This is a genomic window from Mucilaginibacter kameinonensis, assembly GCF_003675385.1.
GTDB classification, from domain to species: domain Bacteria; phylum Bacteroidota; class Bacteroidia; order Sphingobacteriales; family Sphingobacteriaceae; genus Mucilaginibacter; species Mucilaginibacter kameinonensis.
This window is the reverse complement of record NZ_RCWZ01000001.1, coordinates 884,753-905,747: the sequence shown is the minus strand read 5'-3', so window position 1 is coordinate 905,747 and position 20,995 is coordinate 884,753. Positions and strand designations below refer to the sequence as shown.

Below are 20,995 nucleotides of genomic sequence, written 5' to 3'. Positions count from 1 at the left end.
TTACAAGAAAAATACGGGTTGATAATACCATATTGATATTATATTTTTATAGAAAAATATCACAAATCAATATGAAAAAACAACTATTATGGGGCGTGCTGCTGTTCGCGGCGGGTTTTAGCTCATGCCAGAAGGATTCGTTTAAGCCTGTTAATGACGAAAGCGGTAAAGGGAAAAGTACAAAGGTAAATGTGGTACAACCCACTTATTATTACGCTGATTTGGTTTTGCAGCCAAGGCAACCGGGTGAAACATTTGATACTTATAAAACAAGCTGGGGTGCTGCTGACATTAAAGTGACGGGGACCCCAAGTTGGAATACGGTAAAATATCCAAACTTGCAAAATGGTGTACCCGCCTTTGGTGCCGCATATGGGGCATATGTTGGTGTAAATGGAGTTGAATTCAATATTGTAGGTGAAGAGGATGTCATCACCGTATCTGCTGGTTCTACACCATATTTTAATTTCCAGGCATTTCATAAGGATTTAAGCACATACCAGGATTCACTTGAGAAATGGCATAAAACCAATGACCCTAAACCAAACCCGGATCTTAACACTTATCCATTAATTTACACCTACGTTAAGCTATCTTATACCGACCCGACTGCTCATATAATTACTACTACTGGTAAACTGATTCGCGTAACTACAGGATCTCACTTAGCTATAGCAACCATTGACTATCCGTTACCTGCAGCGCAAGGCTCAACAGTTACTTATCCGACATTCCTTGGTGGAGTCCCTCACCCTGATAATCCTAACCAGTATTACCACATATTTGGACATGACGGAAAGATCACGAAAATAAATGATAGCGATTGTAAATCGGCATCGGGAACTTATACTGCTACAAGCAATCAGTTCATATTTATCGTTAACGTTACAATCGTAAAAAATGATGGCACAACAGTTACTTATACAGGACAAACTGTTGATCTCTCTTAATTTATTAATTCACCTAAACAAGAAAAGCCGGCTCAAATTGAGCCGGCTTTTTTTATAAATATCGGTTTGATATTATTTATTCATCGCCTCACCCAGCTGTTTCAAATAAATCTCATCTATATCACCCGAACCCGCAGCCGACATAAACTTGTTTAATTTATCGGCATCTGCGGCAAATGCCTCTTTTAATGCTTTCTTTTTCAACTGTAATTTAACGGGCTGCCCGCCATCTTTAACAACATAATAAAAATCCTGATCGATATACTCATCATAGTTATTGCCTGTCGACGCTATGCCATTAGTTGCAAAATCGGCCTTGTGAAGCTTAGTGGCTAAATCTTTATATATTTTGTATTTAGGGCCATCGGCTATCACTTCAACATAGCGTTGTGGTGAAATAGCAGGTACTTTCACAAATGGATGCGCCTTGGCCTGGCCATCAAATAATATAAATGTTTTAAAGCTGCTGCCATCTATTTGCAATATGGTATTATCATCTTTATTAACTAATAAGCTTCCGCCTATTTTATCATAGTTGAACAAATAGTGTATATTCTCCACTATCGAATCGCTTGCACTGGTAACATATCCATGCACCCAGGCATCATACAAGTACCTACTCCCCCGGGTAGCATCCTGGTGACGTGTAACAGCTATGGCATTAGTATTAGCAGCCATAGTCGTTATTCTTGAACTAAATGAATCAGAATTGTAAACCGCCGAGGTCTTTAACTTTTTTCCAGCTAACGTTGCCCCATCTCCCTTAAGACTTATATTTAAATTAGTTTGATTGTCTACATTGACAACGGTATCATTAAAATTATAAGCTTTCACTGTTAACTTCGCTTCGGGAGCCGCCTTGAGATAGAATGATCCTAATGAGTCTGAATAGGTAGCAGATTTATTGGTAATATCAGCTATAAAGGCAAAAGGAACAGGCCTATTATGTACATCTGCTATTCTTCCGCTTACTACGCTTGTTTGACTAAACAATTGCCCCCGAATTAAAATCAAAAAGCAAAACAAAAAAAACTTTTTCATAGAATAAGATTTAAATTTCTTGAATATAATTAGTAAACTCTCTCTTTACAAAGAGAATAAGTAACACATTTGTTACATTGGTTTATTTTGTTGCCCCAAAAAAAAGCGGCCCCATAATTATGGAGCCGCTTTTAAATCAAATACGATGTTATTGGTGATATGTATCATCAATGTACCTGCCAGAGGCACCGCCTGAAACATAATTCAATTCAAAGAACTTCGGATCGGCACTTGTAGCCGGTGGAGGCACCGTAAATGCCGGAGCTACTTTATTTGTTATACCGGCATCTGACCATTTAGCCAAATTATCTTTGTCAAACGTAACTTGCCAATCGCTGTAACGAATAACGCTACCATCAACAGTTCTTGTAAATGAAACAGTGTAAGCTACATTCTGACCATTATAATTTGTAACCATTGAGAATGAAGTTGGTGTTATTGGGCTAATTGCTACCGTCTGCGTATTACTGATATCAGGCGCCAATCCCTCACCCTTAGAAGGAATTTTACCGGCACCAGGGCCAGTACCATTTTGGAACCTTCTGTAGTCATAGGTATAAGTACCCGCAAAATCGTTACCTATGATATGGTAATAATGTATGCCTTTATTAGCACTTATATTTAAACCACCAGCATCAGCTATTTTTATAGGTAGCATATAGCTCTTTGATGGATCAAGTTTCGCTTTGTAAAAAGTAACCGAAACTATAGCAACCCTTTGGCCCGCAGGTATAGTTACGCTGGTGTTCGTAAATTTAAACGCATCAGTTGGAAAAACATCGTAAGACACAACTGATTGGCTTTTATTATATGTTGCAACTATTGAATTATCTACAGCTAATGTTAGCTTTGTTTCTTTTGTGGGCAATGCTGGCGAAGCAACGTTCACAGCAAACTGTCTTACTATAGTACTGTTATCAGATGGATCCGGCGTTTCTGTAATTGCGTCAGCAGAAAAATTAATCTGCCCCCCCAATGGAAACTCAACAATTGTACCCGACCCAGCAAAATCAACATATCTGCTGTCTTTCAGGCACGAGCTGAAAAACACGGTAAGCATCAATAATGCCAAACCTTTGGTTATGTATTTAATTTTCATCTTTCTTTCTTTTTAATATTTTATTACTTAGCCCAGAAAATTTTTGATGTAAACTGGTTTATTGTACCTTCTCCATTTACGTTAGTTGAGTTTTGGCTATACTCGGTATCTGGGTAAAAAATACGGGTTGGTAATTTACCGCCACCTAAAGCGCCACTCGCTACTGAAGCCGGAGGATTGGGGAAACCTGTCCTTCTGTATTCATTATACGCTTCCAGCATATTATAGCCAGTTAAAGCGAAATACTTTTGGTAAATAATGGCCTGTAACTTATCGGTTGACGCAGCGTAATTAATGTTTACTCTCTGTTGCGAATAGTAGGTAGTCGCATCATTGTCGGCAGCAGTATTGTTAATAACTTTGTTTGTACCGGTATAAGAAATGTAAGCTGTTTCAAACGATGCCTTGATACCTGAATTGTAAAGTGCTTCGGCTGTTGCAGAACCAGAGATGCCCAAGTTCCTGAATTTGGCTTCAGCTTGCAGGAAGTATGATTCAGCAGCCGAAAATAGCATCGCATCCATATATGGGCTTTTCAATAAACCGGAACCTTTGATAAATGAACCTCCGGAAATAGTGTTATTACCAAAATTACTTGCGGTAACCGGAACGGCTGCACCAAATACGTTACCAATAATATCGCCGTTTATCGGCTGATAAAAAATAGGCCCGCGCGGGTCACTATTGCTTTTAAATAAGTTTATAGCGTAAGCACCGCCTGTTACGGAAGCATTTTTGGTTGAACCAGCCTGGCTATAACCATAATTGTTCCAGAAAGGGCTCTGTTTTCCATCAATGTTCTGATAGCCTGGATTAGCGGCAGCATCTGTTGTAAGATAACCTTCTGCAGCTGTAGCTGCAATACCACCAGAAATAGTAGCGAAATTTGATGTATTTGATTGCCTTAAAATTAAACGCAGCTTCAAGGTATTGGCAAATTTTTTCCATTGGGTCATATCACCACCAAATACAATATCGGCAGATGTTGGGCTTACCGCTACTTTGGTATCAGCAGCGTTAATAGCAGCAATTGCGCCATCAAGCCTTTTGATCAGGTCGGCATAAATATCCGGGGCTTTATCATATGTTGGCAACAAGTTAGCTGAACCCTGAAAAGCTTTGGTATAAGGGACATTGTTGTAGTTATCAACCAAGCCTTCAAACCCGTAAGCAGTCATGATCTGTGCTATTGAATTAAAATAAACCTGAGTTTTATCACCAGCGGTTTGTTTCAGGATATAATCATAGTTGGCAAGGTTTAAGTAATAACCTGTCCAAACCTGGTAATCGGTTGTTGTAAAGTTATAAGTCAACGTAGATTGACTTGGCGCATAACCTGCAGCAGGCGACAAATACCCCATCCAATAACCATAAATGGTATAATTAGCGTTGATAATGGCTGCCGATGTACTTAAAGCACTGGGCAACACCAATGCCGCTGAGGCCGACGTGGGTTGGTTCGGATTCGTTAAGTCAAAGAAATTCTTCTTACAACTGCTAACCGCACCTGCAATCAGCATTAAAGAATATATGATATATTTTTTCATGATCTTATACAATTTTAAAATTTAACAGTAAGGTTAGCTCCATAGATCCTTGTTGGCGGAGTTTGATCTTCTGTAGTTTGACCAACTGCGTTTGAGTTATCTACGCTATATTCGGGGTCTGTCCATGGGTTGCTCTTAGGCCTGAACATTAACAGGTTACGACCTACTAAACCAAATGTTAAACCTTTAATATATTTCTGACCTTTAATAAACTGGTAAAGATCGAAGTTTAAGGCAACTTCTCTTAATTTCCAGAAAGCTGCGCTACTTACGTAAGCGGCAGTTGAAGTGTAGTAAGCTGAGTTAGTCCAGAATCCGGCGTTACCGTCATTAACAGATACGTTGGTATTTTGAGCGTAGGTGTTAGGGCCTGTTTGGATAACCGAATTAGGATATACAAATGGCTGACGACCTGCCGAAGCCGAAATAGCAGACGTACCTGTAAAGTTCAAGGCCCTGCCCACCGCGTTATAAATGCTGTAACCACCACGATACTCAGCTACTGCTGATAAGGTTACAAATTTATACTTGAAGGCAGTTGTAAAACCAAGGATATATTTAGGGGCCGCGTTGCCTAATTCCTGAGTAGCAGGGTTAAGTGACGGCAAACCGCTATTGGCATCAACAATAACATGGCCCTGAGGATCGCGATAAACATCGGTACCCATGATCATTGGGTAAGGTTTACCCACTACAGCATAACTTGTACTTTTCGCTCCGTTTGCAAAAGGAATATTGAATGACTGAACACCTGGTAACAACGACAATACTTTTGATTGGAATAGCGATAAGTTAGCACCTAAATCCCATGAAAAGCCACCCGCTTTAACAACCGGAGAAGCCTTCACTTCAAACTCCCAGCCTTTGTTCTGTAACTCGCCCGCGTTTTGAACTGCCGATGAGTAACCTGAAGCCGGAGAAATTAATACACCAAAAGTTTGGTTTTTAGTGTGTGTATTGTAATAGCTTGAGTTGATGTAAACACGGTTATCAAATAAACCTAATTCCAAACCATATTCCTGCTCATAAGATAGCTCTGGTTTAAGGTTAGGGTTATTTAAGTTTGAACTTAACGCCACCGAAGCAATGCTGCCGTATGGATAACCGCCTGCGCTTGCAAATACATTTTGCAACGCATAAGGGCTAACATCTACCTGACCTACCTTACTATAGCTTCCCCTTACTTTTAAATATGATAAGAAGTCTATTTTCTTTAATGATGGAATAGCATCTGTAAGTACCAATGATAATTTAGCAGAAGGATAGAAGAATGACCTGTTTTGCTTAGCTAACAATGATGTTTTATCACTACGGCCGGTTACTTCTAAAAATGCCCAGTCTTTATAGCTTAAGTTAAAATCGCCAAAGAAACCAACGAGGTTTTGCTCAAGGTAACCTGTGCTTGCAGTAACGTCACCTGTACGGTAAGCCAAATTGTAAAAATCTTTTAACAACAGGTTGTTGGCACCGTTTTGTACAAATTTAAGTTTTTTAGTATAGATAGAGTTACCTAACAATAAGCTACCGCTAAAATCGCCTATTTTATGTTTAAAGGTCAGGAACAAATCGCCTTGTAAACGTGAGTAACCGTTACCGGTACCATCGCCAAATACATCAGCGTCCGCGACACTACCTGGTTTAAATTTAACCTGCGAAGCGATGTTACCTGTGTGGTAAGTATTTCCATCAGCATCGGTGTAAGTATCGGCAATAGCGTAAGGGCTAAAATCAACCTGCGCGTTGGTAGCCCTGTATTGTTGCCAGCCGTATGAAGCGGACACCTTGTACTGAGCATCAAACCATTTAACCGGAGATAAGGTGATTGTAGCATTACCAATAAGCGCGTCTTTACGCGTGTTTTGACGAGAGTTTACTGTTTGCCAGTATGGGTTTGGATAGTAAGCGTTATAGAAACCATCGACACTGCCATACCTGCTGTTAAGATCTTTATAATCTGTTAAAGGCGCGTTTGCTTGCTGATTAAGTACGTTCCAGTAAAAACCACGACCCTGAAAAAAGTCAGGACCAGATACGCTGGTATTAGTTTGAGTGTACTGAACGCGATAATCTGTTTTGAAGATACCATAGTTTCTTGAACCGGCTACAGTTATACCATCCCTGCGGTTCCTGTCATTTGGAACTACACCTTTAGTATAAACATCCTGTGCAGAGAAAAAGAAAGTACCTTTTTCATCACCGTACTGGTAAGAAACATCATTTTGCTCAGTTAAACCTGTATTGAATACAGCTAAACGAGGATCTTTACCGGTTGACGAGTACTTAACCATAGGAGTACTACCGTCTGAACGTGGAGCACCCAATGGTACGGTTGAACCATCAAACATAGGGCCAAATGATTGGTTTTCATAAGGCACATAACCGTAAGCACCTGTTAACGGATCGATGATCTCGCCTGCACCACCACCAAACTGCCTTTGTAATTTAGGGAAGTAAGAGAAGTTTTCAACCTGGGTTGTGTTGCTGTAAGTAACGGTAGGAGTACCATTACCGCGTTTAGTAGTTACCAAAACCACACCGTTTGAGCCTTCAGAACCGTAGATAGCCGATGCACCCGCGCCTTTAAGGATCGTGATGTTGTCAATATCATTAGGGTTGATCTGGTTCAGGAAGTTACTTGATACCGGCGTACCGTCAACAACAATCAGCGCCTGGTTGTTACCGTTGATACTTCTGTTACCACGTAAAACGATACGGGTATCAGGGTTAACGCCGTTGTTTACAGTGTTAACCTGCAAACCTGCAATTTTACCGGTTAAGCCATTTGCAGCGTTGGTAACTTTAGCCTCGGTTAAAAGTTTTGAATCAACGTTTGTTGACGCATAACCAACAGCCCTTGATTGTTTTTTAACACCAAGCGCGCCCTGTACAACAACTTCACCAAGTTGCTTGCTGGCGCTAACCAAAACCACATTAAAGTTGATCCGCTGAGCAGAAGCAATTTCCTGTGTTTCGTAGCTGATGAACGAGAAAACAAGTGTTGAATTTGCCGGGATGCTGAGAGAGAATTTACCGGCTGCGTTAGTTTGGGTACCGATTGTAGTACCCTTTACTTTTACTGTTACCCCTGGGATGGGTAGGCCATCATCCTTGGCCGTAACTGTACCAGTAACTGTACGATTTTGCGCGAATACTTGCGTCATAGACAACACAAGTAAGCACAAACTTACGAGTAGAAGTTTTTTCATTTCGTTAATAATAAGATCAGTTAATAGTTAATTAATCATAAAAGTAATGTTACGTTATCAAAAAGTCAAGTAATTTCTTTTAAAACGTCATTTTTTTTTCAAAAAGCCAAGTTTCAGCTAAAACAATAATAATTATAGTACTATGTATTGCATAATACAATCTAAAACATATATCTTTGTATTATGATCGTCGAAAACACCCAAACCCAAATGAGGAAAGGCATACTGGAGTATTGCATTCTCTCCATCATAGCAAAGGGCGAAACATATGCATCAGACATAATTGCTGAACTTAAGAAAGCCCAACTGCTTGTAGTTGAGGGTACTCTGTATCCTCTTTTAACCCGCTTAAAAAATAACGGCCTGCTCACGTACAACTGGGTGGAGTCGATTTCCGGTCCGCCCCGAAAGTATTATGTACTCTCGGACGAGGGCCGCGCGGTACTTGAACAATTGGATAAAACCTGGCAGGAACTGGTATTTGCTGTTCAAACAGCTATCGGTGACAGAAAATAGAAAAACCTACAAAAACTCTAATCATGAACAAAACAATTATCATAAATATAAACGGCATGGTTTTTCATATTGAAGAAGATGCCTACGAAGTGCTGAAGAATTATATGACGGATGTAAAACGTCATTTTTCAACTTCGGCCGATAGCCTGGAGATCACCACCGACATTGAAAACCGCATTGCCGAAATGTTTAACGAAATCCTGGCGCGCGATGCCAAACAAGTTATTGTTGAGGCCGACGTACAGGAAGTTACCGGGCAAATGGGCAGTGTGCAGGATTTTGAAACCGCCGAATCTGACAGTAAAACCTCAGGCAGCAATCCTTTTGAATATAATACCGAACGCCGCAGGCTTTTCCGCGATCCGGATGACCATCTGATTAGTGGTGTATGCGCCGGTATCGCCAATTATTTTGACATTAACCCGGCCTGGGTACGATTAGCCTTTGCTATCATGGTTCCCTTTGCCGCTATGGGCCTTGTTATATATATTATATTATGGATGGTTGTGCCAAAGGCCATTACCCGTGCCGACCGAATGGCCATGAAAGGCGAAAAACAAAACCTGAAAGGCTTTAAAAGGAATTTTGAAGAGGAACTAAGCACCGTACGCGAAAACCTTCAAAACTTTAAGCATGAGGCCAAACCTTTCATTTACCAGGTACGCGATCTTATCAGCGATATTATTGAACACCTGGCTGCTTTCTTAAAGGGCACCGGCAGTTTTCTTGGTAAAGTAGTGGCTGCTGCTATTTTGTTAGCCTGTCTTGGCATGACCATAGCGCTTATTGTTTCGCTTGTGGCGTTATTTACCGCAGGTAACATGGGCATCTATAATTTGTTCCCTTTCAATATCACTAATCACCAGGCCAATGGCATTTTTATGCTGAGCGCCTTTTTAGTGCTGTCGATACCTTTATTAGCTGTTATATTAACAACCATCGGCTTTTTGTTTAAAAAGGTTTCTTTTAACCGTTCAATCGGCACCGTTTTATTATGTATCTGGCTGGCCTCATTAGGCGCGGTTTCATACTATGGTGTAAAAACCGCGGCCAGCTTCCGCGAGGGTGGTAAGTTTACCCAAACCATTAAGATTAAGCCAACTGCTAATAATACCTATTACCTGCAGTTGAATGACACCAAGTATTTAAGCAATGAAGACAGCACCCGCCTCAGAATAAATGAACGCTTTAAAGGCATGATCATTTTAGATGACGACTTTAATGGTGATGACATGCCAAACCGTAGTGTTAACATCGATATTGAAAAAAGCGACGTGCCGCAGCCGGTACTGATCGAAACTTTCAGTGCCAGAGGTACCAATCTGGAGGAAGCTCTGATCAACGCGCGCAGTTCATCTTACCGTTTTGAGCAAAAAGATTCGGTATTGAATTTTGACCGTCACCTGGAAATGCCAAAAGGCTTTTTATGGCGCGGACAGGAGCTGCACCTAACCCTGAAAGTTCCGCTGAATGCCAAAATCATTATCGATCAGAAACTCGACCGCAACATCAACTTTAATATATACGAGTGCAAAAGCGAAGGCGACGGCATTACCACGGCCACTTATATCATGACCGCAAACGGATTGGAATGCAAAGTTGATCCTATAAAGGCTGCCAAATTAAAAGCCGATAGCCTGAAAGCTCTCCAACAACAGGATACAACATCTGCAAGCGCGGATACTTCGACAGTACAAGCACGATAAAACATTATCCTATGAAAACAATATTTAAATATATAAGCCTGCTAATTTTTAGCGGGCTTATTATTCCTTTTTACTTCCTGTTGCAACAACAAGGCAAATCGCTTGTAAACAACCGGATAGCCCACCACTCGTCAAACCTTGTTTGTGAAAATGACATGCCAATTACCTTTAGAATTATTAAGGATATGGCAAAAAATTTAATGCCTGCATTAAAAAGTGAAAATAATCTGTAACCAACACCCCTGTTTTTGCATCTTAATGTAAAAAGCAACACAATTACCATTTCCGGGTAATCCGGCAATATAAATTTAATAAAGTCAAAAAAATGACCTCCGGGTCAGGTGGGATTGTTTTGCCAAAATTTAAATTTAAAAACATGAACACTATGAAAACAATCGCCTATATCTCATAATTACTAACCCCTAAAATCGGCAAAACACGCCGGGAACTAACAAAAACTTGTTTACAAATTTTAAAAAAGAAGCAATTCTTTTCATGGCATTGTATTGCCCTTACTTTCTAAAACAACACCAAAGATGAAAACTATCATACACAACATATTTTATACACTGCTGCTTGTTGCTATCAGTTGCAGTGTATCCCTTGCGCAGCAGGCGGCGCCTGCCACAAAGGTATCAGGCGCCCTGCTCAATGACCAGGGTAAACCGCTTGACTATGCAACAGTAAGCCTTTTACGCGCATCTGACTCCACCGTAGTTAAGGGCGCACTCAGCAATGATGCCGGGGTTTACGTTTTTACCAACATCAAAGCGGGCAATTACTTAATTAAAGCAACCGTCGTTGGCTATCAGAAAGCGGTAAGCAAAAGTTTTACCGTACCGGCTAATGCATCGCAGGTTACAGCACCTGCTTTAAACCTGCGTACCGGAAGCACCGAATTAAAGGCCGTAACCATTACTGCTACCAAACCTTTAATTGAGCGCAAGATAGACCGTACTGTAATGAACGTTGAAAACAGCGTACTGGCAGCCGGTAATACCGCCATGGAGATTTTGGAGCGTGCCCCAGGTGTTACTGTAGACAAGGATGATAACATCAGCCTGAAAGGTAAACAGGGTGTAACCGTAATGATCAACGATAAACTAACATACCTTACCGCTGCTCAATTGGCCACTTTACTGCGCTCAACTGATGGCAACACCATTAAATCTATCGAGATCATTACCAATCCATCAGCTAAATATGATGCGGCCGGTAACTCAGGCATCATCAATATCAAGCTAAAAAAGAATACACAATCGGGCACAAACGGCAGTATTACTGTTGGCGGTGCAAAAGGCCAGTACTGGCGCGATAACAGCAGCCTAAACCTTAATCACAAACAGGGTAATCTTAATGTATTTACCTCGTTAAGCAGGGGCGATAATAAACGCGGACATGATCTGCGCTTAAACCGTGTAGTTACCGATAGCCTGGGCAATAAAACTTATTTTAACCAAAGGTCATTGATGCCGGGCAGCAACCATTACAACAACTACCGCCTGGGTGCCGATTATGACCTTACGCCAAAACACACCATCGGCTTTGTGGTAAGCGGCTATTCAAATTCCGGAACCGACAATAACGATACTAAAACCATTATAGGCAAGCAATTTGGCGCTGCCGATTCTTCTTTACATACCACATCGGTAATTAAACAAACGTATAAAAACTTTGCACTTAACCTTAATGACAAAATTAAGATAGACACCAGCGGCCAGGAAATCAGCTTCGATTTGGATTACTCCAAGTTTAAAAATAACTCCAACGCGTTTTATTATACCAACTATTTTAAAGAGGACGGAAGTCAGCAGCATTTTCCGCTGAATTTAAGCAACCAAACACCATCAAACATTACCATATATACCGGCAAGGTTGATTATGCCAAACCTCTTACTAAAACCATAAAGCTGGAAGCCGGTGCAAAATTCAGCAGTGTTAAAACTGATAACGACCTTCGTGCGCAAAAACAGGACAGCGTTACCATGGCTTATTTAAACGACACTACGCGCACCAACCGGTTCATTTATAATGAAAAAATAAGCGCTGCGTATATAAACCTTAACAAACAGTTCAAGAAAACATCGGTACAAATAGGCTTACGTGCCGAACAAACCCGGTCGACAGGAAATTTGATTGGTTTTACACCGGTTAAAAGAAGCTACCTGAACTTTTTCCCGAGCGTATTTGTTAATCAAACCTTAAGCGACAAACATGAAATGAGTTTTTCGTACAGCCGCCGTATCGATCGTCCGGGGTATGATGACTTAAATCCGTTTGTATATTATCTTGATCCTTATACCTTTTCAAAGGGTAATGCTTTCCTGAAAGCGCAATACACACAAAACTTTGAGCTTAATTATACTTATAATAAAACGGTTAATGTGAGCCTTGGTTATAGCCGCACATCTGATGCTATTACCGAACTGATACTATCAGAAGGCAATAAAACCTTCCAAACAAATGATAACCTGCAAACCCAAACCGGGTACAACATCAATGTAAACACTCCTTTCACAATCACCAAATGGTGGGAAGGTAACGTTAATGCAACCGCGTTTTACCTTGGCTTTAAATCAGATACACTGGCGGGTTCAAAATTCAGTGATGGCCAATGGGCTTTCCAGGGGCGTACAACCCAGACATTCAAGTTTGCAGGCTATCGCTTTGAGGTAATGGGCGATTATCAGTCTTCCTTAACCTACGGCATCTACAAAATCAGACCACGTTACTCGATAGATATGGGTCTGAGTAAATCATTCATGAACAAAAAGTTCAATGTTAAAGCTTCATGCGATGATATCTTCAACATCCGCCGTAATGATCTGAGCAGCCACGTGATCAACAACAACTTTGATATTAAACAAAAGAATGATACCCGCGTAATGCGCCTTACTTTCACCTACAACTTTGGCAACAACTCCATCAAAATGCGCGAACACCGCTCCGGAGCCGACGACGAAAAAGGCAGGGTAAAAGGGAATAATTAGCCCCCCGGCCCCCTAAAGGGGGAGTTTTTTGATTAACATATTCTTAAAATACAAAAGGCAGGTTCCCGTTTTGGGAACCTGCCTTTTAATTATCAAATAGATGTAGCTGCTCCCCCTTTAGGGGGCTGGGGGGCACTACTGCCCCACCATAAACACGGCGTTACTGAATAACAGCTTCCCGTTTTCCCAGAAACTGCGGAACAGGGGGTCATCAACCATATAAACTACTGAGCCACGGCCCATAGGTTGTACACCGAGGAGAAGACCATTGTTGATTTTCTTCTTTGATTCGTAACCCACAAAGCCCGATACATAGCCATCTTTTTTAATAGTGCCTACATTCCAGCCGTCTTCGTCGCTAAACAGGTCATAAATATCATCATTCAGCTTTAGCGAATAATAATAGTCAGGCAAACCGAAGCCAAGTGGGTGGGTATTGTCAAGCTTTAATTTATATATAGCGCCTGGGATAGATGAGCTGATAGCCGTGCGCTCACGGTCGCCATATAATTTAACCGGTTTATCCTTTTCCTTGTCTTTTTCTTTATCGTCCTTTTTCTCTTCCTTACGTTTGAGCAGGATACCTTTTTTATCAACCAGTAACGATACTGCATTTTCCATAGCGATGAGCTTACCACCATCGCGTACCCAGTTTTGAAGTTTCTCTGAAGGGAAATCATCATAACGTCCGTCAGGGAAAATAGCCACATCAAACTCTCCAAGTTTTGTGCGACCAAGGTCCTGGTAACGAACCAAAGTAATAGGGTATCCTATCTGCGCCTCAAACAAATGCCAAACTTCACCCATAGCTTCAGAGTTAACACCATCGCCTGCCACCAACAACACCTTTGGCTGACGGATAGCCCTAACCGCATCCGACCCAAAATCCGATCCTTTATCAACAAAGCCTGTTGAAATAGCAGTGATCTCCTGGTTAAGCGAAGCCGCAGTTTGGGTTACGATCTGATCAAAATCGGCATTGTCATTTCCTGCACGGGTTACAATCAACGATCCGGCTGTAAATTGCTTGCCGCCTACTTCAAAAGGTTTCTCGGCATAGCGTACTTTGATTTTCTTTTTTAACAAGGCAGCTAAAAATTTCACATCATTAACCGACTGCCATGCCGATACATAGGCATAAGCATGCGTATTGGTTAATGGGCCCGGTTCAGCCACATTCCATTTTGCATTAGCCGGTTTAAATGATTCTTTCACGCCATAAGCTTTCAACCCATAGGCATAGGGCAGCGACCATGCGGTGATATCATAGGTAGCCGAATCCGGGATAACGGTTTTAGGTTCAAGCAGCACATGCAGCAACACAGCTTTAGGCTGATAGGCATTAATTACCAGGTCATTCGTGCCAACATTATACTGCTCCGTTTTTTGTGTGATATAGTTAAAGCCGGTTACCGTTTTATTGGCTAAACCAAATCCATACTGAATACCATTACGCTCCAGCATTTTTGCCAGTGCGTTTATTTTATTATTGTTATCGTTTTTAAAAACATAGGTCTTGTACTCGCCCGGAGGATTGTTGCGGTTGTTATCAAAAAACTTTTTGTACTCGTCCAAAAGTTTTTGTGTATTGAGCGAGGCTATCTCCAGCGTACTTAAGCTCGTTGAATGATGATGAGCAACCCGTTGCACCAGGGTAAGGGTATCGCCGGCACGTGTAACCACAGCCAAACCCGCGCTGATGCCGCCCTGCTCGTACGTCATCCCTATTGAACCGTTATATAAAGGATAAGTGTCGCCATAAGAAGGGTACAACAGGTCGAACTCATATTTGGTAAAATACATCCAGCCATTCTGGTCAAAATACTTGGCGTTGTTTTTACCAATAGTAACCTGGAACTGGCGCTGCCACTGCGTAATATCCTTATGATATGGCTCGGCTGCCGGGGCAAAATAATAAGGCGCGTTATAACCCTGCTCATGATAATCAACATGCACCTGCGGCAACCATTGATTGTACAAACCTACCCTTGCCTGGGTTTCTTTTTGCTGCTGCCATGCCCAATCGCGGTTAAGGTCAAAGTAAAAATGATTAACCCTGCCGCCCGGCCATGGTTCAACATGCTCGCGCGAAGTTGGGTTAGCATCAGGTGCAGAGCCTACCACCGAATTATAAAAGTTCACATAACGGTCGCGGCCATCGGGGTTTAGACATGGGTCGATAACTACGACCATATTTTTAAGCCAGGCTTTGGTAGCCGTGTTTGCCGGGTCAACCAGGTCAAATAAAGTCCACATGGAGGCTTCACTTGATGCAGGCTCATTACCATGTACGTTATAGCTCAGCCAGGTAACCACCGGCATAGATGTGCTGCCGCCGCCGCTTTCAACACCGGCCAGTTTAAGGTTATTATGACGGATCTCTTCCAGGCGACCGATATTCTCGTCGGATGCGATAAACATTGCCAATAGTGGCCTGCCCTCGTTGGTAGTACCGAACTGCTGTAGCTTTACGTTTTTTGAAACGGAGGCCACATATCTAAAATATTCGACAATGCGGTAATGCGGGGTAAAATGCTCTCCCAGCTTGTAACCCAGAAACTCCTGCGGCGACTGGATCTTTTGCGCAAAGGCTGAACAAAAAAAGCCTATAAATACAAAGAGAAGTAAATGTCTTTTTATCATATATTATATAATAATGTGTGGGAGAAAAGAGATAAGCTAATATGCACAAAATATTGGCAGATGTGCAAATTTCAGATGTGCAGATTGTTTGAATGTGCAAATTTTAGATGTGCAGATATGCAAATGAGAAAATGCAATTATATGCCGCTTTCGCATAAAAAATATGTACATATGAAATTTGCACATCCGAAATCTTTCTGAAATCTGCACATTTGCATATCTGCACATTTGAAAGCATATCAACAAACATGACACCTATCCAGGCCCTGCAAAAATATTTTGGTTATAGTGCTTTCCGGCATGAGCAGGAAGCAATCATTCAAAATATCCTGAAAGGGCAGGATGTAATGGCACTGATGCCTACCGGCGGTGGCAAATCATTGTGCTACCAACTGCCTGCTGTATTGTTAGATGGCCTTACCATAGTAATATCGCCGCTTATTGCGTTGATGAAAGACCAGGTAGATAGTCTTAATGTGAATGGCATCCCGGCAGCTTTCCTCAATTCGTCATTAAATCCCGAAGAAACACGGATCCTGGTTAACCAGCTTCGGAACAACGAGATCAAACTGCTTTATCTTGCGCCAGAGCGCTTGTTCAGTGCCGAAAGCAAGGAGAATAAAGACAACAAGCTGATCCCTTTTTTAAAAACGCTGAAAGTAGCGCAAATAGCAATAGACGAGGCGCATTGTATCTCATCATGGGGCCATGATTTCAGACCCGAATACCTGATGCTTGCCGGGCTTAAAGAAGAATTTCCGTCGGTACCGGTTATCGCACTTACAGCTACGGCCGATAAGCTCACTCAGAAGGATATACTTGAAAAGCTTAATCTTAAATCGCCGGCCATATTTGTATCCTCATTTAATAGAGCAAATATTACTTACCGCGTAACGCCGAAAAAGAACAGCTTTAAACAGCTAACCGCTTTTTTAAATGAGCATAAAGATGAGTCGGGCATCATTTATTGCCTCTCCCGAAAATCTACCGAAGCTTTGGCCGAAGATTTAAAGGATGAAGGTTTTGCTGCGGAGGCCTATCATGCCGGATTAAGCAATGAAATAAAAGCCCGCAACCAGGAGGCCTTTTTGCGCGATGATGTAAAGATCATTGTGGCTACCATCGCCTTTGGTATGGGTATCAACAAATCAAACGTGCGCTACGTGGTGCATGTCGATCTGCCTAAAAACATTGAGGGCTATTACCAGGAAACAGGCAGGGCAGGGCGCGATGGCTTACCATCTGAAGCTTTATTGCTTTACTCGCCGGGCGACGCAATGAAGCTGCAGGGCTTTGCAAAGGTTGAAGGTAACGAGCAGCAAAGCCGGATCATGCTCAACAAGCTTAATGATATGGTAAAATATTGCCAGCTGCTTTCTTGCCGCCGACAATACCTCATGAAATATTTCGACGAGGAATTTCCGGCTAAATGCGGCTCATGCGATGTTTGCCTCACCGAGTACAAACGCTTTGATGGTACGCTGATAGCCCAAAAGGCGCTCTCTGCAGTTGCCCGTTTAAATGAACGCTTCGGGGCAAACTATGTGGTCGATTTTTTACGCGGATCAAAAAGTGATAAGATCCGCGAGGAGCATAAACAGCTTAAAACCTACGGCATTGGCGCCGATATCAGCAAGGCCGACTGGCAGCACCACATCCGTGAACTGGTAACCATGGGCTACCTGCAAACCGCAGGCGATGAATATCCGGTTTTAAAACTTACCGCGTTAAGCGCCGATGTTTTAAAGGGCGGGCAGAAGATTGAGTTTATTGAAATAGAAAAGGTAGAAGAGGTTCATCACGAAGAAAGTATACCGCATGAAGTTCCGTTGTTTAACCGCTTAAGAGAGGTTAGGCGTGGTATTGCCGAGAATGAAAATGTGCCGGCATATGTTATCGTATCTGATGCCACATTGCAGGAGATGGCCACCTACCTGCCGCAAAGTTTGGACGAACTACGATTGATATCTGGCTTCGGCGACATCAAGCTGGCCCGCTATGGCCGCGAGTTATTGCAACCTGTTAAGGAATATTGTGCAGAGAAAAGCCTCGGTTCAAAAATAAAACAGAAATCGCCTAAGCGCGAGCGTAAGACGAAATCGACAGGGCAAGTCAAAACTTCTTCGCGAAACAGTGATACCAAAGCCGAAACGTTTAATCTATATCGTTCCGGAAAAACGATTGTGGAAATAGCTGCTGAACGCGGTTTCACTACATCTACCATAGAAACACACCTGAGTTATTATGTACAAAACGGCGATCTGGATATTACCGAAATTGTTCCGCAGAAAAAAATAGCTGCTATTGCTGATGCTGTCGAAAGCTACGGTGCTGAAAGGCTATCGCCCATAAAAGAGATTTTAGGCGAGGATTATAGCTACGGCGAGATCAGGGCAGTGATGGACTGGATGAAGAGGTAGGAATAATTTTTGTTAAGTTTGATGAGAATATCATTGCGTTCGTTTGCAAGCACAAGTGTTGGGAAGAGGAAAAATGCGGGATCGCTGGTGTAAAAATATATGTCATTGCGAGGAGGAACGACGAAGCAATCTCGTAGCTATGCAGATCGGACATGCATTGGCTACGAGATTGCCACGCTTCGCTCGCAATGACATGGTTTTTATTTGTTTTTCCAAGCAGCTTTCATCTTCCCAACATTTGGAGTTTATAAACGAGCGTAAGATGATAATGATATATTTTTGAATTGTATTTGTTCAACACACATGACTACCACAACCCAACTATACGATATATATCTCAAACATCCCGTAATCAGCACCGACACCCGGAAGATCATTCCTGGCAGCCTGTTTTTCGCGCTTAAGGGCGATAAGTTTGATGCCAACACATTCGCTCAAAAAGCAGTGGAGGCCGGTGCCGCCTACGCAGTGATCGATAATCCCGATTACCAATTAGGCGAACAGTATTTATTGGTTGAGGATGTGTTAACAACTTTGCAGGACCTAGCACGCCACCATCGCCGTCAGCTTGCTATTCCGGTTGTTGGCCTTACTGGTACAAATGGCAAAACCACCACTAAGGAGCTGATCAATGCCGTGCTGTCCCAGCATTTTAAAACCCAGGCTACCCAGGGTAACTTAAATAACCATATTGGCGTACCGCTTACCATATTAACTATTGATGCCAGTCATGAAGTAGCGGTTATTGAAATGGGCGCGAATCATCAAAAAGAGATCGAGCTGCTTTGTAGCATCGCTCAACCTTCGCATGGTTTAATTACCAATGTGGGGAAAGCTCATTTGGAAGGCTTTGGTGGAGTTGAGGGTGTGAAGAAGGGTAAGGGGGAGTTGTATGATTATTTTGAGAAGTCGGGAAGTCCGGAAGTCGGAAAGTCGGGAAGTCAGAATGCTGTTTTTGTTAATAGTGATGATGCTGTTTTAATGGAGATGGCAGATGCCCGTCATCTTAACCATGTTGTTTATTATGGTACCGATGCTATTGATAACCTCATCAGCGGCGAACTGTTGGAAAACTCTCCTTTGCTTACTTTGGAGTGGATCAACAATAAAACCGGCGATAGTTATAAAGTTAAAACCCAGCTAACCGGCACCTATAATCTGCCCAATATTTTGGTAGCGATTTGTATCGGTACCTATCTCGGTTTACCGGCCAATGAAATTAATGCCGGCGTTGAGGGTTATCAACCTAAAAATAACCGCTCGCAAATTGTGCAAACGGCTACCAATACCCTCATTTGCGATTATTACAATGCCAACCCAAGCAGCATGTTTGTAGCTATCGACAACGTAGACAAAATTGAAGCGAAAAGGAAAGTACTTATTTTGGGCGATATGTTTGAGATGGGCCCCGAAGCAGCAGTTGAACACGCCGCAGTAATTAAAAAGGCGATGGATACACCGGTTGATGAACGGATCTTTATTGGCAAAGATTTTTTAGCAGCGTCTGAGTCCATGGACCATGGACAATGGACCATGGACAATAAGTTTTATGAAACTGCCGAAGATGCCATCGCAGCCTTAAAAGCGCAGCCAATAAGCAATTCTACCATACTGATCAAAGGATCAAGAGGAATGGCTTTGGAGCGGTTGGTAGAGTTGTTTTAATATATCCTTATAAAAAACGTCATTGCAGGACCATAACTCCAAAGCCTCAAAGCAATATATTATTTATATGTCATCGCGATTTTTTGAATAGTCCTCATGGTTACTTATAATGACGTGATTTATATAGCAATAAGCAAATCCGGATGCTAACGAAGTGTCATCCTTTAAATATAAAATCCCTCATTTTCTACTACCTTTACAACATTCGAGCATCGCTAAATGGATAACGAGCCATTAATTAATGCCATCAAAACCGTTGTGGATATGCCCGATGAGGACTTATCTATGTTACTGAGCTGTGTTACCCGGCATGAATTGAAAAAAGGCCAGGCGGTTTTAGAAGTGGGGCAGGTTTGCCGGCATTTTTATTTTGTTGATGAAGGCTATCTGCGTACCTGGTATAATAAAGATGGCGTAGTTATTAATCTCAATTTTACGTTTGAAAAGGGCTTTACTTCCAACCTCAGGAGTTTTAAGTCCCGTAGTCCATCCGAGTACACAATTGAGGCGGGTGAAAAAGCGGTTGTTTATATTTTTGATTGGGACAAAATCGCTGCTCAGCATATCGACCTGCCGCTTGTGGCATTGTTTGTACGCCGTGTAGCCGTGCGATTATTGCTGGCTTCCGAAGAGCACAGCGAACTTTTTAAGATCTACACACCTGCCGAACGGTATCATTTTATCGAAAAGAATAATCCCCGGCTGCTTCAACGGATCTCACTCTCGCAACTCGCTTCCTATATCGGTGTTACCCGCGAAACTTTGAGCAGGATCCGCTCCAAAAACTGATTTGCCGATTGTGATTATTGTCACAGGCGTAACTGCGTCATAATCCTCAATTTTGCCATAAAAATTTTGAGTATGATCTGGTATCAGTATATAGCCTGTTTTTTCTCAGGCGCATTTTTAGCTAACGTTGTTCCGCATTTTGTTAGCGGCATTTCCGGGAATAAATTTCCTACGCCTTTTGCTAAGCCGCCAGGCAAGGGGCTTTCTCCCGCTACAGTAAATATGGCCTGGGCTTTGTTTAATCTTGTTATTGGTTTCCTTTTGTTTCGGACGGGGCATGTAAGCACGGATAGTCTACTTTCGCTGGTCGTTTTTTTCCTCGGGATTGCTGTGCTTAGTCTTTGGTTGAGTGCTCATTTCCAGCATAAGGATAAAGAATAAATAAGCCGATATATGTAGGCTTTAATTTGATAAACTATAAAA

The 20,995-nt window shown here is 42.0% G+C and carries 14 protein-coding genes; 9 read left to right on the top strand and 5 right to left on the bottom strand.

The genetic code is table 11. The annotated features are described in order from the left end of the window. Positions 1–71 precede the first annotated feature (71 nt). Positions 72–950: a hypothetical protein gene (locus EAH55_RS04085; protein ID WP_121808566.1), complete on the top strand. Its 879-nt coding sequence runs from the start codon at positions 72–74 to the stop codon at positions 948–950. Positions 951–1,022: 72 nt separating this feature from the next. Here EAH55_RS04085 and EAH55_RS04080 read toward each other — a convergent pair whose 3' ends face one another. From EAH55_RS04080 to EAH55_RS04065, 4 genes are all read right to left on the bottom strand, one after another. After that, on the bottom strand, positions 1,023–1,991 hold the full coding sequence (locus EAH55_RS04080; RefSeq protein WP_121808565.1) for a carboxypeptidase-like regulatory domain-containing protein: 969 nt from the start codon (positions 1,989–1,991) through the stop codon (positions 1,023–1,025). A 148-nt stretch (positions 1,992–2,139) separates the two neighbouring features. Continuing rightward, positions 2,140–3,090 carry a DUF1735 domain-containing protein gene (locus tag EAH55_RS04075; RefSeq protein WP_121808564.1) on the bottom strand — a complete coding sequence of 317 codons (951 nt, stop codon included), beginning with the start codon at positions 3,088–3,090 and terminating at the stop codon, positions 2,140–2,142. 23 nt (positions 3,091–3,113) lie between these two features. After that, positions 3,114–4,637 carry a SusD/RagB family nutrient-binding outer membrane lipoprotein gene (locus tag EAH55_RS04070; protein WP_121808563.1) on the bottom strand — a complete coding sequence of 508 codons (1,524 nt, stop codon included), beginning with the start codon at positions 4,635–4,637 and terminating at the stop codon, positions 3,114–3,116. A 14-nt stretch (positions 4,638–4,651) separates the two neighbouring features. Further along, on the bottom strand, positions 4,652–7,798 hold the full coding sequence (locus tag EAH55_RS04065) for a SusC/RagA family TonB-linked outer membrane protein (RefSeq protein WP_162996739.1): 3,147 nt from the start codon (positions 7,796–7,798) through the stop codon (positions 4,652–4,654). Between the two features lie 228 nt (positions 7,799–8,026). Between EAH55_RS04065 and EAH55_RS04060 the strand changes: the two genes are divergently transcribed. From EAH55_RS04060 to EAH55_RS04045, 4 genes are all read left to right on the top strand, one after another. Then, positions 8,027–8,359, top strand: coding sequence for a PadR family transcriptional regulator (locus tag EAH55_RS04060; protein ID WP_090532189.1), 333 nt, complete (start codon positions 8,027–8,029; stop codon positions 8,357–8,359). A gap of 23 nt (positions 8,360–8,382) precedes the next feature. After that, positions 8,383–10,065 carry a PspC domain-containing protein gene (locus EAH55_RS04055; RefSeq protein ID WP_121808561.1) on the top strand — a complete coding sequence of 561 codons (1,683 nt, stop codon included), beginning with the start codon at positions 8,383–8,385 and terminating at the stop codon, positions 10,063–10,065. A gap of 11 nt (positions 10,066–10,076) precedes the next feature. Further along, positions 10,077–10,298, top strand: a complete 222-nt coding sequence (locus EAH55_RS04050) for a hypothetical protein (RefSeq protein ID WP_112571353.1) — start codon at positions 10,077–10,079, stop codon at positions 10,296–10,298. A gap of 303 nt (positions 10,299–10,601) precedes the next feature. Continuing rightward, positions 10,602–13,055 carry an outer membrane beta-barrel family protein gene (locus tag EAH55_RS04045; protein ID WP_121808560.1) on the top strand — a complete coding sequence of 818 codons (2,454 nt, stop codon included), beginning with the start codon at positions 10,602–10,604 and terminating at the stop codon, positions 13,053–13,055. A 135-nt stretch (positions 13,056–13,190) separates the two neighbouring features. On the opposite strand, the gene EAH55_RS04040 is transcribed toward EAH55_RS04045, so the two are convergent. After that, positions 13,191–15,698, bottom strand: coding sequence for a M14 metallopeptidase family protein (locus tag EAH55_RS04040; RefSeq protein WP_121808559.1), 2,508 nt, complete (start codon positions 15,696–15,698; stop codon positions 13,191–13,193). A 248-nt stretch (positions 15,699–15,946) separates the two neighbouring features. On the opposite strand from EAH55_RS04040, the gene recQ reads away from it, so the two are divergent. The 4 genes from recQ to EAH55_RS04020 all read left to right on the top strand — a co-directional run bounded on the left by recQ (position 15,947) and on the right by EAH55_RS04020 (position 20,953). Further along, complete coding sequence (gene recQ, locus EAH55_RS04035) at positions 15,947–18,118, top strand: DNA helicase RecQ (protein WP_121808558.1); 2,172 nt, start codon at positions 15,947–15,949, stop codon at positions 18,116–18,118. Between the two features lie 303 nt (positions 18,119–18,421). Further along, entirely contained in the window at positions 18,422–19,783 is a 1,362-nt protein-coding gene (locus EAH55_RS04030; RefSeq protein WP_121808557.1) for a UDP-N-acetylmuramoyl-tripeptide--D-alanyl-D-alanine ligase, read from the top strand. Between the two features lie 219 nt (positions 19,784–20,002). After that, positions 20,003–20,572 (top strand): Crp/Fnr family transcriptional regulator, encoded by a 570-nt coding sequence (locus EAH55_RS04025; RefSeq protein WP_121808556.1) that lies wholly within the window; start codon positions 20,003–20,005, stop codon positions 20,570–20,572. A gap of 72 nt (positions 20,573–20,644) precedes the next feature. Next, positions 20,645–20,953, top strand: a complete 309-nt coding sequence (locus EAH55_RS04020) for a hypothetical protein (RefSeq protein ID WP_121808555.1) — start codon at positions 20,645–20,647, stop codon at positions 20,951–20,953. The last annotated feature ends 42 nt before the right edge of the window (positions 20,954–20,995 follow it).